This window comes from Arthrobacter sunyaminii (assembly GCF_018866305.1).
Taxonomy (GTDB): domain Bacteria; phylum Actinomycetota; class Actinomycetes; order Actinomycetales; family Micrococcaceae; genus Arthrobacter_B; species Arthrobacter_B sunyaminii.
Genome location: NZ_CP076456.1, coordinates 1,883,616 through 1,899,559, shown reverse-complemented (window position 1 = coordinate 1,899,559; position 15,944 = coordinate 1,883,616). Strand labels below are relative to the sequence as shown.

The following is a 15,944-nucleotide window of genomic DNA, read 5'->3' as shown; positions in this document are numbered from 1 at the left end:
CAGGTCCTTCCGCAGCGGACCGTTTCGGGAATGACGGCGGCGGAGCGCGCGTTGCCGCAGGCATGACCTCCTCACCGGCAGACACCCCGGACACTTCCTTGGATCAAACCCCTGCAGCCGCCTCTGAGCACCTGCACATTGCGGTGGTGGGCGCAGGAAAAGCGGGCACCGCCGTCGCCCGTTCACTGCTCGACGCCGGGTACCGGGTTTCACTCTCCGCCTCCGGTGATCCGCAGGCCCTGGCACTGATGGCAGGCATCATCACCCCGGGCGCGGAGCCAAAGTGGACCCGGGACGCCGTGGCCGACACTGACCTCGTGATCCTCGCGCTGCCGCTCCACCGGCTCCACCTTGTGGACCCGGCCCTGCTGGAAGGCAAGGTGGTGGTGGATGCAATGAACTACTGGCCTCCTGTGGACGGGGATATTCCCGGGTTCGCGGCGAAGGATCTTGGCTCATCAGAGGTGGTGCAGGAGATGCTTCCGGGCGCCGCCGTGGTGAAGACCTTTAACCACACCGGATACTCAACCCTGGAGCCGGACCGTCGTCCTGCCGGGCATCCGGAGAGGCTTGGCCTGGCGGTGGCCGGGAATCAGCAGGACGCTGTCGCGCTCGTCTCGGCGGTGGTGCACCGGATCGGCTACGACCCGGTTCCGGTCGCCTCTTTGGCCGGGACCCTGTTCCTGCAGCCGGGCGGATCCGCGTTTGGTGCCCGGTTGACCGCCGCGCAGCTGAAGGAATTAGCGCTCGTGGCCGTGCCGGCGATCTGAGCCGCACTGTTCCTGCGGGAATTTTCCGGTTCCGGCCATTGCTTGCACACACCACAACACCACCGAAGGGATGAGCAACATGCCAACACTGGGAATCATCGGAAGCGGAAACATCGGATCGGCTGTGGCGAGGCTGGCGGTTGCTGCGGACATGAACGTGGTCATCGCGAACTCACGGGGACCGGAATCACTTCGAAGCCTGGTCGCCGAACTGGGCCCGCTCGCCCGGGCCGGAACTGTCGAAGAGGCAGCCGGCCAGACCGACGCCGTCGTGCTTTCCATCCCCCTCAAGGCGGTGAAGGACCTGCCGGACGGGCTGCTGGCCGGCAAACTCGTCCTTGACACGAGCAACTATTACCCGTCACGCGACGGACGCATCGAAGAACTTGATGAGAGCACCGTGACCACCAGCGAGCTGGTGCAGCGGATGCTCGGTGACACCCGCTACGTGAAGGTGTTCAACAACATCACTGCGGCACACATCCCGGCCCTCGCCCGCCCGGAAGGTGCGCCGGACCGTTCAGCGCTGCCCATCGCCGGCGACGACGCCGCTGCCAAGACGCAGGCAACGGCCATCATCGAGCGGCTTGGCTATGACACCGTGGACGCCGGGACGCTGGCCGAGAGCTGGAAGTTCGAACCCGAGACTCCGGCCTACGGGCTGATCTACTTCGCGGATCCCAACGCGTCCGAGCAGCAGCTGATGAACACCCCACCCAGCGCGACACCTGCGGATGAGATCCGCTCGGCACTCGACGCCGCCACCCGGGTCAACGTGGCAGAGCGGAAGTTCTAGGCTCTTCCCCTGCATCATGACTCCCGGCCTTCGCCTACAGTGTCCCTTGCCGGGGGATATCTTCCCTGACACTTCAACGGGCACGACGAGAACGGGGCTGGCGCAGTGGAGGGTTCAGACAGTTTCAATGCAATCCTGGCAGTCATAGCGATGACCCGAGACGCACGGATGTCGCCGCCGCTGGCATGCACGGCAGTCACGACGAATGAGTCGGGCAGCACGGCAGAAGAGGCCGTCAAGGTGAACCGCAGCCGCAGCACCTGGTCACTAACCGACAGCTCCTCCGGCGGTTCCAGCTGCGATCCAGTCAGGGGGCTGGTCATGTGGTCGCCGTCCGGAGAGGAAGTCGGCGGACTGGAAAGGGCGGACTGGATGCCTCCGCAAATAGCACTGTTCCACCCGTTGCAGATGCGGATTTGGGACGGTGCGGCCGATCAGATGCGGGTCACCGCCGCATTCGAAGATGATGTTTTTGTGACTTTGAAGCTGGAACATCGGGAAGCGCCCGGAGAAACCGGTGAAGCCATTATCAACCGGGAGTTCGGGGTGGTCACCGAATACCGGGACGCGTCCACCAAAATACTGCTGACGAATCTGCATGTCGATTTGTAGCGCTTCCGCAGGGACGCCCCGGTGTGAGCTCGCTCGCTTCGCGGAATAGCACCGATGCCTCCGCCGGTTGTCGCTGGAGATACGAACTTCAGCTCAGGCCATTTCAAAGGGCCTGAGCGACGCGACAAAAGGAAATCCTGCGTGAAACTCTTTACCCCGCTCACCGTCGGCACCATGGAACTGCCCAACCGCCTCGTCATGGCACCGATGTCCCGGGTGCGCGCCGACCGCAACGGCGTGCCCACCGACATCATGGTCGAGCACTACCGCCAGCGCGCCTCCCTGGGCCTGATCATCACTGACGGCATCTACCCCTCCTTCCCCGGCCAGGGCAACCCCCTGATGCCCGGCCTGGTCACCGAAGCCCACGTCGCAGGCTGGAAGCGCGTCACCGACGCCGTCCACGCCGCCGGCGGCCGGATCGTCGCCCAGCTCATGCACTCTGGACGCGTCGCCCACGAAAACATCAACGGCGGACACCAGCCCCAGGCCCCCAGCGCCATCGCCCTCGAAGGCATGGCCCACACCTACGACGGCAAGCAGCCCTACCCCGTACCGCACGCCCTCACCGAAGCCGAACTCCCCGGCGTCGTGGCCGACTTTGTCTCCGCCGCGCAGAACGCGATGAAGGCAGGGTTCGACGGCGTCGAGCTGCACGGTGCCAACGGCTACCTGCTGCAGGAATTCCTCTCCCCCGTCTCCAACACCCGCACCGACAACTACGGCGGCTCCCCGGAGAACCGGGCCCGGATGGTCATCGAAACCTTCCGCGCCGTGGCCGAGGCCATCGGCGCCGAGCACACCGCCATCCGCATCTCTCCGGAACACAACATCCAGGGCGTGCTGGAAACCGACCGAGCCGATGTCACCGCCACCTACACCGCTCTGGTGGACGGCATCGCGGATCTGAAGCCGGCCTACCTTTCCATCCTCCACGCGGATCCGGCCGACGAGATGATCCAGGACCTGCGCCGCCGCTTCGGCGGCCCGGTCCTGATGAACACCGGCTTCGGCACCGTCACTACGCGTGATGACGCCATCATGCTGCTCAAAGAAGACCTGGCCGACGCCGCCGTCGTCGGCCGCCCGGCCATCGCCAACCCGGACCTGGCCCGCCGCTGGCAGGAAGACCTCCCGCTGAACGAACTGGACCAGGCCACCGTCTACACCGACGGTGCCGCCGGCTACACGGACTACCCGGTGCTGGCTCCGGTTTCCTAGCCCAGGCGAACGATGACGGCAGGCCTTCCGCGTGACGCGGGAGGCCTGCCGTCGCCTACCGCTTTGACGGTTGCGACGAGCGCTCCTCGCCGGAATATTGCGCTTCTTTATCCTTACTCCAGGCACGCGCGTACAGGCCAAGGGCCGCCTGCTCCCTGAAGCTGAAGCCCAGCCCTAGTGGTTCTGCGGTCGGGCCAAACCGCGGACCGGGGGCCCCGCATGAAAGGCCCAGTCCGAGAATCGCGGCCAGATTCTTGAAAGATTATTGCTGGGTTACTTGCCCGTGATGATCACGTAAACCAACGCAACAAAGCCTGATCGACGAGAATGTAACAGTGCATAATTCGGCGTAATACTCCGCTGGAGAACAGTAATCCTCGTGCGGCACGGCCGCACCACAGCGAATGCATCCTGGCTGCTGGCCGGCCGGACCCCCGGCGTCGAACTCGATCAGGTGGGTCGGGACCAGGCTGCCTCGACGGGCGCGGCCGACAGAACGTGTCAGACAGTGGGCGTGGGCGGCGCGGACAGGACGGCGTTGCCCATCCAGCCGACTTCGCTGAGGAACGAGCGGATCACCGCCGCCGCCGCCTCGAGCCCGGACTCAAGCAAGAAGTGCCCGCCGGGGTGGAGCTCAATGTGCGCGTTGGGGAGGTCCCGGGAGAACGCGTGCGCGCCCTCCGGCCCGAAGATCTCATCGCCTTGCCCCCATACGGCCAGCAAAGGGACCTGCGTACTACGGAAGTACTCGTGTAGGCGGGGGTATAGCGGAATGTTGGATGCATAGTTACGGAACAGGGCGAGCTGGACGAGGTCGTTGCCCGGTCGTCCGATCAGCGAAGCATCCCGTTCCCAGGTTCCGGGGTCCACCAGGGTGGGGTCGGCAACGCCAGTCACGTACTGCCAGCGGATGGCCTCACGCGTGAGCGCGGCCCGCACGGCCGCCTCTGTCTGCGGAGTCTGGGCCCGCGCGTAGGCCCAGACGTCCTTCCAGAACGACTCGACGAAGCCCTCCTCGTAGGCGTTGCCGTTCTGACTGATGATCGCTGTGATCGCCGACGGATCCTCCAGAGCTAACCGCCACCCGATCGGAGCACCATAATCCTGCACGACGATCGCATACTTGGTGATTTCGAGGCTGGCCAGCAGGGAGGATGTGATTCGGGCGAGGGCGTCGAAGGAGTACGAAACTCGTCGACGCTCGGGGCATCGGATAGCCCGAAGCCGAGATGGTCTGGCGCGACGACGTGGTAGCGGTCCGCGAGCAACGGGATCAGGTTGCGGTACATGGCCGAACTGGTCGGGTACCCGTGGAGCAGAACGACCGTTGGTGACTCGGGAGATCCTGCCTCACGGTAGAAGATCCGGCGGCCCTCGATGGTCGCAAAGCGGTGGTGGACTGCAGACATGACACTAACCTCTCTAGGGGCGGTATGTACCTGATCGATCAGCCGGACCCTTGCGCGGCCCGTCGCACTGCCGCGAGATGGGCTGGGCGGACCCTGTCGACGGCGTCGTCGACGTCCCGATGCGTCGTGAGCCATCTCGCAACGTAGGGGCAGACCGCCACCAGGCGATACCCCTCCTGGACGCTGGTTCTCAGGGCAGTGCGGGTGAGGACGCTGGCCAGGCCCCGCCCGTCGAACTGCTCGTCGATCACGGTGTGGTAGAAGATGCGCTGCCGCGATGGACCCTCGTCATGGTGGGTATACATCGAGAACCCCGCTGAGACGCCCCCTACCAGAATGTCGAAACGGCTCTCTTCAGAGTTGTTGCGCACCTCGACGGGCTGGGTCTGAGTCGTGCTGCGTTCACTTTCGGTTGTCATTGCTGTCCTCTCGCTCGTGTACGGGGTCTGATCTGGGCATTGGGCAGTTCGGGTGCGGGCAGCGCACCCGAAGGCTCGGAGGGGTATGGGCCGAAGCGCACCGGTCCCGGTGCAGGACCCGGTTCGGCGCCGATTTCGCGCTGCCATTGGGTGCGGTAGGTGACGATCTCGGCGTGGCTGCGGGCCACGAAGTTCCACCACAGGACGATGTCCTCGTCGAAGGGTGGGCCACCCATGATCACGACGCGGGCGCCTGGTCCGGGCCTGGCGTGCAAGCGCACGCCAGGCAGCCCGGCGGGGAGATAGTGCAGCGCGCCGGGCGACAGCGCGGTTCGCGCAGAGGCCTCGACACCGTCTGCTCCCCACGCCGCGAGGGAGACCGACCCGGTATCGAGAAGTAGTCCGTGCTCGCAGTTCGGGTCCAGCGGCAGGTCGAGGCTTTCACCGGGGTTGATGAGGGCTTCGGCGGCGTGAGCCGGCGTCCGGGTGTCGATCGGTGAGCAGGCGCCTGCGATGCGCCCGACATATGTGCGCACGGTACCCCCGGGCCTGATCTCCGGCGTGGGGACATGATGCTGGGCTTCCGGTGGCCCGTGGCGGAGGTCGTCCGGCAGGGCATACCAGAGCTGGATCCCGTGCAGGCGGGTGGTGTCCGGGGTGGAGAACTCGGAGTGGGAGATGCCCCGGCCCGCGATCATGAGATTCACCTCCCCAGGGCGCACAGTGTTGGTGAACCCGGTCGAGTCGCGGTGCAGGACCTGCCCGGAGAACAGAAGGGTCACGGTCGCGAGACCGGCGTGGGGGTGGCGGGGCACGGCCATGCCGCCGTTGGCGGAGACGTCGTCGGGACCGAAGTGGTCGACGAAACACCACGGACCGATGAGGGACCGGGTCCGCTGCGGCAGGGTGCGGCGCACGGTCATGGCCCGCGGCCCGCCCAACGGCACGTTCCGCGGGGTGAGGCGCTCTCCGAGATCGGGGGGAGGGCCGGGGACGGTGCTGTGTCCCAGGGAGTTCAGAGCGTCGTGGGTCATGGCTGCTCCTGTTGGTGGGTGAGGGGCGCTTCGCCCCCGGCACGGGGTGGTGGGAGGCGATGGAGAGACGGTTGTAGCCCTGCGCCTGTCGCTCTGGCTCGGGGAACTAACGCTGTATCAAGGTGCCGGGGTGAGCGCAGGCCCGGTATGCCGCGTGCGGTACCAGATCACCCCGGTGATTACCGCCAACAGGACCACGGGGATAAGGAAAGCCATGGAACCCACCCCGGAAGAGCGATCTGTCGTCGCATTGAGGTCGGCGTGAAGCACAAGTGCCAACATCAGGCCAAGAGAATTATTGGCCGCGTGCAGCACGACTGATGTCTCAAGACCACCCGTACGCCACGTGATCAGCGCGAAGGTGATGCCCACGGCCAGGAACTGAAGATTGAGCCAAAGGTCGGTGGACAGGTGGATCGTCGCGAACAGCACCGAAGAGACGACCACCCCCAAGGCCAGGGCTGAGCGAGGGCTTCTCCCCCAGCTAGCAGCCACGCGAAAGATCAGCCCCCTGAACCCATACTCTTCGCCCGCGGTCTGCAGCGGCACGATCAAGACCGTGACCACGAACATGAAGAGGAGGTCGCCTACGGCCCAGTCGGTCATTACGGAAGGCTGAAGAATAGTCAGGACGGTCATATAAACGGCCCAGACGGGCACAAGAACGAGTACTGCCCGACCCAGCACTGCCGCTCGGAACACTCCGGTAACGGAATGCATCGTGCGCCCCTTGACACCGTAGAGCCAGCGCTGGATGAGCATGCTCCACGGAATGAGTAGCGCGCTCGAGGCGAAGGTAGCAGCCAGCGTAACGGTCGTGAATTCCGTGCCGCCAGTGACAATGCTGTCTCGGCCAAGCAAGAGATCAATCTGTCCACTGATCTGCGCGGCGACGGCACCAAATCCCAGCAATCCTCCAAAAAGAAGCACGATGGCAAGAATGCCACGCGGTATTCCGCGTCCTTTGGTTTTCCGGTCGAGCACCCGGTGGTACGGGGTGCCAGCCGGGATGTCTCCCCCGGCGCGGCTGGTGTCGTGATCGGTATCGCGGAGTGTGGATACCTGGTTGATGACATTCTCATTAGGACCCATGGCTGGCCTCTACTTTCGTCTTGTGTGTGGCGAGATGGCCCGGTTCAGCGGTGGCGGAGCCGTCGCCGGGCGAACCTAGGAAGGTGCGCAGGGCGTCATTGACGTCGTCGGCATGCGTCCAGAGCAACCCGTGAGGGGCGCCCTCCACCTCGACGCAGTGAGCAGCGGGCAGTGACCGGGAGAACCGGCGGGCCGTGTTGTCGATGGGCAGGATACGGTCGGCAGTGCCGTGCAGGATCAACACCGGTTTCCCGCTCCGGCGCACTGCTTCGACATCACGCCGAAAATCCTCGATCCACGAAGAGACGACGGCGTAGGCCGCCACCGGGGCGCTGGAGATTGCGGTGTTCCAGCTGCCGCTCACCGCTTCCTGGCTGACCCTGGTACCGAGGTTCTCGTTGAGGTTGTAGAAGTCCGAGAAGAACTGCGTGTACCAGGCGTACCGGTCGCTCCTAGCCGCAGCTTCAATTCCATCGAACACCGCCCGCGGCACGCCCTCGGGGTTGTCTTCACGCGCAACAAGGAAGGGCTCCAGCGAGGCGAGGAATGCAAGCTTGGCCACCCGCTCGTGGCCATACGTGGCGACATAGCGAGCGAGCTCGCCGGTCCCCATCGAGAAGCCCACCAGGACGACGTCCTGCAGATCCAGGGCCTCCAGCAGGATGCTCAGGTCGGCAGCAAAGGTGTCGTAGTCATAGCCGACACTGACCTTCGATGACTGGCCGAAGCCGCGCCGGTCGTAGGTGATGACCCGGTACCCGCTGGCCAGGAGCTCCCGTGTCTGATGCTCCCAGCTGTGTCCGTTCAATGGATACCCGTGAATCAGGACGACAGGCTGCCCCGCACCCTGGTCCTCGTAATACAACTCGATTGGCGTGCTGTTCTCTGATCCGACGCTGATAAACGCCATGGTCTTCCCTCTCGGTAGTGTGCCCAATGACATGAACGCCCCAGCCTGTGGAGCTCCGCCCCTGGGCCGCGGCTGTGCCGGGATCGGATACCCGTTCACGGCGACGTTGCCAGACTCCCACCGGCGTCGGCGCTCTCGCGTCGGTGGCGAGCACCTAGAATCGGCCACCAGGCATTACCTAGAACGGCGACAGCAACCAAGAAGGGGCAGAGCTATGCCGCGCTGCGCCCAGGCCCCGTCCGCCGCGCCGTCGGACCCCGCGGCTAGGCTGGAGGAATGGCAACAGTAATCCTCGTGCGGCACGGCCGCACCACAGCGAACGCCTCCGGGCTGCTGGCCGGCCGGACCCCCGGCGTCGAACTCGACGCCGCCCGGCGAAGCCACCGTCACCGCTGTCGACGTTGCGGCACTGCTGGATCCGGTGGAATGGACCATTAGGTCCGCCGACACGCAGTCCCGCACCGTCACGGCGCCGGACGGACAGACCGTCACCCTGCCCGACGTCGTTGTGCAGGCCGCGCGCCGGAGCTAGATTCCCCCGCCGGAGCTGCGCCACCCTCCAAGACCCCGTGCCCGAGCTCGCCGCCTGGCCGCACCTAGCCGTCGCGCCAGGAACCCCGCAGAACCTCGATGCCATCCAGCAGAACGTCCAGCCCGACGCCGAACTCGGTGTCGTAGTCGTAGCCCTCCTTAGCCAGCTCCTCCACCACTTCGAGCAGGTACGGATACCGGGCAGCAGCCTCCGCCGACTCAGCATCGCGGGTGGCAGCGGCGGCCTCGGCCGACTCCTCCGGGGTCTCGAAGGACAGGGTCTCCTGCTGCAGCGCGAAGCCGTACACGTAGGCGTCCAGCAGGCTGGTGACGTGGACGGTGGCCCGGAAGGAAAATCCGTTCTCCCTTAGGCAGCCCAGCAGCGCGTTGTGTTGGCGCAGGTTCTCCGGCCCCGGCCGGCCGGCCGCCTCCATCCGCCCCACCGCCCAGCGGTGCCTGAACAGTGCGGCCCGGAGGGAGACGGCACGGTCCCGCATGGCCTGCTTCCAGCCGTACCCGCCCTCCGGTTCCGTGACCTCCGCCCAGACCAGGTCCACCATGCCCTCGAGCAGTTCCTGCTTGTTCGCCACATGCTTGTACAGCGCCATCGGCACCACACCGAGTTTCTCCGCCAACGTGCGCATGGTGAAACCGTCGATCCCCACCTGGTCGGCCAGGACGACGCCGGCGCGCAGCACGGCGCTCCTGTTCAGGCGCTGGCGGCGGGCGGACGGTTCCTCCTGCCGTGCCTTCGGTACCTGTCCCATAGAGCCGCCTTCCGAGAATCGATGCTTGACAGAGTGTACGACATACACCTATGTTCATCGCATCAGGTGTACGCGGTACACCTTTGCTGACAGGAGCGTCATGCAGACCTCTCACCGCACGGCCCGGACCGCCGGGCCCCTCTTTCTCCTCACCTTCGTCTCGGCCATTGCCGGGGCCGCGCTGTATGCGCCGCTACTCACGGACCCGGACTACGTCACCGGTTCCGGTGCCGATACGCGGGTCCTGCTCGGCGCCGTCTGCGAACTGGTGCTGATCATCGCGAACATCGGCACCGCCGTCGTACTGTTTCCCGTCCTCCGCCGGCACAGCGAGACCGCTGCGGTCGGGTATGTTGCGGCCCGGATCATGGAGTGCGCCCTGATTGCCGTCGGAATCCTCAGCGTGCTCACCGTGGTGACACTGAGGCAGACCGCCGGCGCCGATGAGTACCTGCCCGTGGCGCGGGCGCTGGTGGCGCTGCACGGCTGGACTTTCCTGCTCGGCCCGGGGTTCGTGGTGGGCATCGGAAACGGGCTGCTGCTCGGGTTCCTGATGTACCGCTCACATCTGGTGCCGCGGCCGATGGCACTATTCGGCCTGATCGGCGGTCCGCTGATGTCGCTGTCCGGCCTTGCCGTGCTTTTCGGTGCCTATGAACAGTCCTCGGTTCCCTCCGCGCTGGCCACCCTTCCGGAGATTATTTGGGAAGCGTCGCTGGGTATTTACCTGACGGTGGTCGGCTTCCGCCGGCCGCGCCCGGTCCGTGCCTTCAGCCCGACGGGAAACGTTGACGCCGGCGCGTAGGTTACCCCTTCGGGATGGAGCCGCCCGGGGGGGAATTCCTCCGCCTCGGCCGCAGTTACCCCCTTGAGGGACTGCCGGAGTTCACCCCCGCCGGTCCAGCCGAACATCATCGAAGGGATTTATCGTGGCCACATTGGGAATTATCGGAAGCGGAAACATCGGATCCGCGGTCGCACGGCTCGCGGTTGCGGCGGGCATGAACGTTGTCATTGCCAACTCGCGGGGACCCGAAACGCTGACGGACCTGGTCGCCGAACTGGGCCCGCTGGCCCAGGCCGGAACGGTGGAGGACGCAGCGAAACTCGGCGACGCCGTCGTGCTTTCCATTCCGCTGAGCGCGGTCTCCGGCCTTCCCGACGGGTTGCTGGACGGCAAGATCGTCCTGGACACCAGCAATTACTACCCATCCCGGGACGGGCGCATTGCTGAGCTTGATGAGAGCACGGTGACCACGAGCGAACTGGTACAGAGCCTGCTTCCCGGAGTGCAGTACGTCAAGGCCTTCAATAACATCCTGGCCCACCACATTCCGCTGCTGGCCCGCCCTTCCGGGTCCGCAGACCGCTCCGCACTCCCCGTGGCTTCCGACAATCCGGCCGCAAAGGCTGAGGCGGCGGCGCTCATCGATGCGCTGGGCTACGACGTGGTCGACGCCGGCACCCTTGCCGACAGCTGGCGGTTTGAGCCGGACTCCTCCGGCTACACCCGTCTCTACCTCGCGGATGCCGGAACGCCCGACGACCAGCTGATGACCTCGGTTCCGGGCACAACGCCCAAGGCGAAGGTCGAGTCCGCATTGAAGTCCGCCTCCCGGGTGAACGTGGCCGAGCGCGTCTTCTAAGCCGGTACCCGTGCCCGGCGGAACTTATTCCGGCGAGACTTTTCGCCCGATCATGATGTCTCGGAGCTGCTGGAAGCAGATGACGACGGCAGCGCCCGCTGCCACGGCCGCTTGTCATAGATCGCCAGAAGCTGCGCGCCGAGGCCAAAGAACACCATGGCCAGCCAGACGGCGATGTTCAGCCACGGGATATGCAGCGCCACAATGAGGATCACCCCGCCAACAAGTGATTTGACCACGGGATGCTGGTTGCCGCGGAACAGGAGCCTGCCGATGTAGTACGCACCGAAGACAAATGTTGCGAGCGTGAGCGTGATCCAGACCAGCAGGCCGGCCAGTGCAAGCGGGGCTCCGATGACCGTCACCAGCAGGACGAGCAGCACCACGGGAACGGCAATGGATGCCACGAAACCTACCAGCAGCGCTTTCCACGGCCGTGGCACCAGCTGATCGGTCACCCGGTGCAGCAAACGGGGCAGGAGCCAGCCGGCGAACACCGTCACAAGGCTCAGGGCGACCAGCGCATAAAGCAGGCCGAGCAGCCACCCGACAAACCGCTCCCCCACAGACGGCTCCTCGGGGGTCTCCGGTGCGATGCGTTCCACGGTGCCGCTGACCGCGCCCTGGGCGATCTCTGCCTCGTCATCGGAGGTATACGTCAGGTTGCCCCCAACCACTCCGTCGATGGTGAGGTCTCCAACTCCCACCTCCACATCACGGCCCACCGCCCCGGCTATGTCGATGTCACCCGCGGCGCCCACCAGGTCGGTTCCCAAGGCGCCGGTGTCGGCCACGTTGAGGGTCGAGGCGAAGATGGTGCCGCTGCGCGCGACCTCGCCGCTGATGGTCACATCCTGCCCGGCGAGACGCACATTGCCGTCAACGTTTCCGGTGATGTTGATGGTCTGGCCGGCGGCGATGACATCGCCCGTGACGTTGCCGGAGATAGTGATGGTCTGGCCGGACGCGTACACGTCTCCGAAGACGTCATCCGGGACGTCGATGGTCAGTCCGCTGTAGAACTGCGGACCTGCGTCATCGTTCACCACCGCCGGCACAGCGGGGGCTAGCCGGGAGTTTGCGGCCGGGGAAGAGGCCAAGGCTCCGGTGCCGGTCAACAGAATCAGCAGCACAGCGGCAAGAACTGCGGAGAAAGCCCGCCGCGGAGGTGAAGGAAGTCTCATGGCGTTGCCTTTCAGATATCTGTAAATGCACGCCCCCACGCTGCTTCTACTGCTCCTGTCTACGGCAGGGACGCATTGCCTCCGGGAGCGTTGGGGCCGGTCTGCCAGCGCAGCAGAGCCGCGACGTCGCCGCCGCCCGGGAGCACACCGTTAGGCACCAGCAACAGGCTCGCGTCCGTCAGGGACGCCGCACGCAGCAGCGCAGCCGAGGCCGGAACCTTGCCCAGCACTTCGGCGCCCAAGGCCTGTTCCTCGGCCGTTGCCACCCAAGGCTCGGCGCCGAGAGCCAGCAGCGTCCGGTCCGCAAGAGCATTGTCGTTCAGGATCAGCACGTCCACCTGGGCCTGCTGGAGTGCATGCACCACTGCACCGATGCCCGCGGCCGATTCGGGATTGGCCTGCCCCTGCTGCAGGGCGAGGCGGTCTATGATCTGCTCCTGCTCAGCCGCCCATCGAAGCGCAATCAGTTCCCGGACCCGGTCCTCGAAACTGTCCTGGTGCGGCCCCGCCGTGCGGGCGTGGGAGTCGAGCATGCTGACCAGCGGTTTATGGGCCTCTGCCAGTTGATCCTGGACCAGGCCCCGGGCGCGGACATCTCCGGCCAGCACAATCAGCCGCACCCCGCTGGCGTCCACGATGCGGTCAATCTGCGCGGCCACCTCGTCCGCATTCCGGCGCCAAACCTGTTCGGTCCGGCGCTGCATCTTGTCCTGCCCCCAGGTGCCGGCGGACAGTTTGTGGATGTCCTCGGTGGACCCTTCAACGTCCTCCACGCTGGCGCCGGGACGGCCGACGTACTCCAGCCGGATTTCCCCGCCCTCCCGGGACACATCGGCAACGATGTACGGGAACTCCTCCGGGCGGTGCTTGAACAGCGGCAGCAGATCCGGCACCGGTCCCACATGGATTTGTTTCGGGGTGACCAGCGGCCCCGGCAAAAGCTCATTCAGCTCCACGTTGCCGTCCCGGACCAGGACAAACCGGGACACGGGACCGGGCACACCGCGGGCCGGGTCCACTGCGGTTTCGAGGGCCTCCAGATCCGCGGGCGGAGCGCCCTGCGCAGCCGCGGCGTTCCTGACGTTTCCGGGACGGACTTCGGCGGCTTCCAGGCCCTCCACTGTTCCGGCGCCGGCGTCCACGTAGGCAACGCACCAGGGACCGGTTTTCCGATATAGATCCGCAAATTGGTGGAGCTTCTCCGTCATGTCGATTTCCTTCCCGCACAGGGCGGCCGCACATCGATTCAATCCGTGTCTCTCCAGCTAACACCGGTTCCTTCGCAGGTTGAAGAGGGACCGCGCCTGAGCGGCCGCTTCAGCCTGAGGACGGCACCAACGCATCAGCGATTACGGCGGGTACAGCACTATCCCCGTCTTCAGCGGCACATAGGGGCGGTGCTGCTCAGCTGAGCGGATCGTCCTGGAACGCACGCACCTCCTGGGCGCAGCGGCAGGATCCCGCGAACCTTGCGGCCCACTCCAGGGCGGCCTCGCGGGACGGCAGGTCCAGCACTGCATAGCCGCCGTCAATCTGCCGGGTCTGCGGGTACGTCCCCTCGATGACTGTTCCCGCGCCGTCGACCATTACCGGCGGAACACTCTCATCGATGCCGCCACCGAACACCCACACACCGGCATCTTTGGCCTCCTGCATCACTGCATGAGCCGCTGCCGAAACGGCAGGCAGGTCCTCCACCGGGAAAACCATGGCGCTGCTGGGGAAAGAGATCAGGTACTTGGTCATCGTGTCGGCTCCTTTTTCGTGGTGCTGCAGACTACCGAATGAACTGGGTCAGAGACTCTGGTAGGACTGGCCGTGCGGACCCGCCAGGCCGCGGGCGCGGCCGTTGACGGCCACAATCGTACGCCCGTTAATGGCCCTGTGAACCTGATCGGTGACGGTTGGCAACACGCCGGCGCCCTCGTTGCTGATCCAGACGACGTCCGGATAGGTCCCCATCAGCTCAACGAAACGTTCCCGGTCCTCGGACCGGAGATAGACGAGCACCGCACTGTGGAACACCACAACCCTGGATCCGGCCGGTGCCTGATCGATGAGCCCGGGGATGGTATCCAGAAGGTCTCCCCGAAGGAGGTGTGCCGGTTCTGACGCCGCAAGCCGCGCAGCAGCGCGGAGACGATGGCGCCGCTCGTCGTGTTCCGGCCACACCAGTGCCTCGAGCCATTCGATCTGGTCCGAGTCGTTGACGTTCAACGGGTTGAGGTCCGCACCGGCCCGCCAAACGACGTCGGGCAGCCGCGCTGGCAGCGCGGCCGCGCTAATGCGGCAGGGCACCACGACGTCGCTCGGCCCGGTGCCCGGGTCAAGGGCCTCGGTCCGGCCGCCGACGTCGTAGCGGTAACTGTACCGATCGGGATACAGGCACAGCCCAGCAGACGCACCGGCCTCAATCAGGCTGAGCGGTCCCTCGAGCCGGCTCAGGACCGGCAGCAGCACGGCACACCGTGCAGCTTCGTTGGTCTGCGTGGAACGGGTCAGGATGACCGGGACCACCTCGGCCCAGTTTTCGATCAGCCAATCCCTCAGCTGTCCGTATCCCTGCTCGGGCGCACCCGTCAGGCGTGCGGCGGCGAACACCAGGTTTGGTTGACGCTTGATCGGGGGCAGCGAGGAAATGAGGGTACATACCGCCGGATCTTGGGAGATTCCCCGTCCCCACTCCTCGTAGAGCGGTGAAACTCCCCGGGCTTCGATCTCCGCGAAACGCTCATATACTCCGGCCACCCCATCCATGCGATCACCATAACAGCGGAGCGTTCGTCCCTCAGCACTGACGAGATCGGCCGTTTAGCGGGACCCCCGCACGAATCCCTCCATGACATAGCCTCCGGCTTGGCGCAGGACCTCGGAAGTTATCCGTGCCAACGCGAGTTCATCGTGCTTACCGGATCCCGCCCACGCCAGAAGCTGGCGGGCCAACTGGTTCTGCGGAAGCTGGTCCAGACGGCGCACCATCCACTTGCCCTTGCCGAGCCAGGTATTTTCGTGCAGCAACAGGAGTTCGACAGCTTGGGTGAAGACGTCGGCGGAGATAGCGAATTTTTCCGCAGGGTCCATACTGCCGTGCAGATCGTCAAGGGAATTGCTGAGGCCGTAGAGGCGGATGCCGCGCTCAGTTTCACTCAGGGGTTCCGGACCTTTTCCATGTAGCGGCGTGCACTGTCTTGAAGTGATTCTCCGGCCCCCTGATCCGTCAGGAGCACACCCTGAGCGACGATGTCGCCCAAGACGGCGCACCGGGCGGCCCTTTCCTTTTCGTACCAGAAGGACATTGAGTCGGGGGTGTGAACAAAAGCTTCAACAACCCAGCCTTGGTATCGAGTGGTTTCGGCATAGTTACTGTGTCCGTTGGGGTACAGAATGACGATGTCGAGGTCAGAGTTTGCTGTGGCTTTTCCCGTTCCCGCGCTCCCGCCCAGAATCGAACATTCAGCAGCCGGATGGGTGTGGTGAACGAACGCGCGCGCGACAGAGACGGGATCCATTGCTGAATCCTAACGGGATCCTGGCGCTGTCCCGCAAAGGATCG

At 65.3% G+C, this 15,944-nt stretch carries 19 protein-coding genes and 2 pseudogenes; 8 read left to right on the top strand and 13 right to left on the bottom strand.

The window, feature by feature from the left end:
- Positions 1-62: 62 nt before the first annotated feature.
- From KG104_RS08485 to KG104_RS08465, 5 genes and pseudogenes are all read left to right on the top strand, one after another.
- Positions 63-770 carry an NADPH-dependent F420 reductase gene (locus tag KG104_RS08485; protein ID WP_207346719.1) on the top strand — a complete coding sequence of 236 codons (708 nt, stop codon included), beginning with the start codon at positions 63-65 and terminating at the stop codon, positions 768-770.
- Positions 771-849: 79 nt separating this feature from the next.
- Positions 850-1,566: an NADPH-dependent F420 reductase gene (locus KG104_RS08480; protein ID WP_207346718.1), complete on the top strand. Its 717-nt coding sequence runs from the start codon at positions 850-852 to the stop codon at positions 1,564-1,566.
- Positions 1,567-1,716: 150 nt separating this feature from the next.
- A complete protein-coding gene (locus KG104_RS08475; protein ID WP_146068479.1) occupies positions 1,717-2,178 on the top strand; it encodes a hypothetical protein in 462 nt (153 codons plus the stop codon).
- 141 nt (positions 2,179-2,319) lie between these two features.
- Positions 2,320-3,399, top strand: a complete 1,080-nt coding sequence (locus tag KG104_RS08470; RefSeq protein WP_273545214.1) for an alkene reductase — start codon at positions 2,320-2,322, stop codon at positions 3,397-3,399.
- 352 nt (positions 3,400-3,751) lie between these two features.
- Positions 3,752-3,883, top strand: a pseudogene (locus tag KG104_RS08465) (histidine phosphatase family protein); the annotation flags it as partial.
- 17 nt (positions 3,884-3,900) lie between these two features.
- On the opposite strand, the gene KG104_RS08460 reads toward KG104_RS08465, so the two are convergent.
- The 6 genes from KG104_RS08460 to KG104_RS08440 form a co-directional block, all read right to left on the bottom strand.
- A complete protein-coding gene (locus tag KG104_RS08460; protein WP_337925869.1) occupies positions 3,901-4,530 on the bottom strand; it encodes an alpha/beta hydrolase in 630 nt (209 codons plus the stop codon).
- The gene (locus tag KG104_RS18260) at positions 4,473-4,688 is read right to left on the bottom strand and encodes an alpha/beta fold hydrolase (protein WP_337925868.1); all 216 of its coding nucleotides are present in this window, start codon (positions 4,686-4,688) and stop codon (positions 4,473-4,475) included. Before KG104_RS18260 ends, KG104_RS08460 begins: the two co-directional genes overlap by 58 nt.
- A 158-nt stretch (positions 4,689-4,846) precedes the next feature.
- On the bottom strand, positions 4,847-5,227 hold the full coding sequence (locus tag KG104_RS08455) for a GNAT family N-acetyltransferase (protein ID WP_104054428.1): 381 nt from the start codon (positions 5,225-5,227) through the stop codon (positions 4,847-4,849).
- Complete coding sequence (locus tag KG104_RS08450; RefSeq protein ID WP_207346716.1) at positions 5,224-6,261, bottom strand: pirin family protein; 1,038 nt, start codon at positions 6,259-6,261, stop codon at positions 5,224-5,226. The genes KG104_RS08455 and KG104_RS08450 overlap by 4 nt, the downstream gene beginning before the upstream one ends.
- A gap of 117 nt (positions 6,262-6,378) precedes the next feature.
- The gene (locus KG104_RS08445; RefSeq protein WP_104054430.1) at positions 6,379-7,353 is read right to left on the bottom strand and encodes a CPBP family intramembrane glutamic endopeptidase; all 975 of its coding nucleotides are present in this window, start codon (positions 7,351-7,353) and stop codon (positions 6,379-6,381) included.
- On the bottom strand, positions 7,343-8,263 hold the full coding sequence (locus KG104_RS08440; RefSeq protein WP_207346715.1) for an alpha/beta fold hydrolase: 921 nt from the start codon (positions 8,261-8,263) through the stop codon (positions 7,343-7,345). The genes KG104_RS08445 and KG104_RS08440 overlap by 11 nt, the downstream gene beginning before the upstream one ends.
- Positions 8,264-8,539: 276 nt before the next feature.
- Here KG104_RS08440 and KG104_RS08435 point away from each other — a divergent pair.
- A pseudogene (locus KG104_RS08435) lies at positions 8,540-8,656 on the top strand (histidine phosphatase); the annotation flags it as partial.
- 203 nt (positions 8,657-8,859) lie between these two features.
- Here KG104_RS08435 and KG104_RS08430 read toward each other — a convergent pair.
- Entirely contained in the window at positions 8,860-9,561 is a 702-nt protein-coding gene (locus KG104_RS08430) for a TetR/AcrR family transcriptional regulator C-terminal domain-containing protein (protein ID WP_237686806.1), read from the bottom strand.
- A 100-nt stretch (positions 9,562-9,661) separates the two neighbouring features.
- On the opposite strand from KG104_RS08430, the gene KG104_RS08425 reads away from it, so the two are divergent.
- Together KG104_RS08425 and KG104_RS08420 are read left to right on the top strand one after the other, a co-directional pair.
- Positions 9,662-10,366, top strand: a complete 705-nt coding sequence (locus KG104_RS08425; protein WP_207346714.1) for a DUF4386 domain-containing protein — start codon at positions 9,662-9,664, stop codon at positions 10,364-10,366.
- Positions 10,367-10,490: 124 nt separating this feature from the next.
- Positions 10,491-11,207, top strand: a complete 717-nt coding sequence (locus KG104_RS08420) for an NADPH-dependent F420 reductase (protein ID WP_207346713.1) — start codon at positions 10,491-10,493, stop codon at positions 11,205-11,207.
- 50 nt (positions 11,208-11,257) lie between these two features.
- Here KG104_RS08420 and KG104_RS08415 read toward each other — a convergent pair whose 3' ends face one another.
- The 6 genes from KG104_RS08415 to KG104_RS08390 form a co-directional block, all read right to left on the bottom strand.
- On the bottom strand, positions 11,258-12,391 hold the full coding sequence (locus tag KG104_RS08415; protein WP_207346712.1) for a DUF8173 domain-containing protein: 1,134 nt from the start codon (positions 12,389-12,391) through the stop codon (positions 11,258-11,260).
- A 59-nt stretch (positions 12,392-12,450) separates the two neighbouring features.
- Positions 12,451-13,599: a baeRF2 domain-containing protein gene (locus tag KG104_RS08410; protein ID WP_207346711.1), complete on the bottom strand. Its 1,149-nt coding sequence runs from the start codon at positions 13,597-13,599 to the stop codon at positions 12,451-12,453.
- A gap of 196 nt (positions 13,600-13,795) precedes the next feature.
- Positions 13,796-14,137, bottom strand: a complete 342-nt coding sequence (locus KG104_RS08405) for a YciI family protein (protein WP_207346710.1) — start codon at positions 14,135-14,137, stop codon at positions 13,796-13,798.
- 48 nt (positions 14,138-14,185) lie between these two features.
- The gene (locus KG104_RS08400; protein WP_207346709.1) at positions 14,186-15,148 is read right to left on the bottom strand and encodes a DUF2332 domain-containing protein; all 963 of its coding nucleotides are present in this window, start codon (positions 15,146-15,148) and stop codon (positions 14,186-14,188) included.
- 54 nt (positions 15,149-15,202) lie between these two features.
- Positions 15,203-15,472: a hypothetical protein gene (locus tag KG104_RS08395; protein ID WP_207346708.1), complete on the bottom strand. Its 270-nt coding sequence runs from the start codon at positions 15,470-15,472 to the stop codon at positions 15,203-15,205.
- A gap of 65 nt (positions 15,473-15,537) precedes the next feature.
- Positions 15,538-15,900: a nucleotidyltransferase domain-containing protein gene (locus KG104_RS08390; protein ID WP_207346707.1), complete on the bottom strand. Its 363-nt coding sequence runs from the start codon at positions 15,898-15,900 to the stop codon at positions 15,538-15,540.
- Positions 15,901-15,944 lie beyond the last annotated feature (44 nt).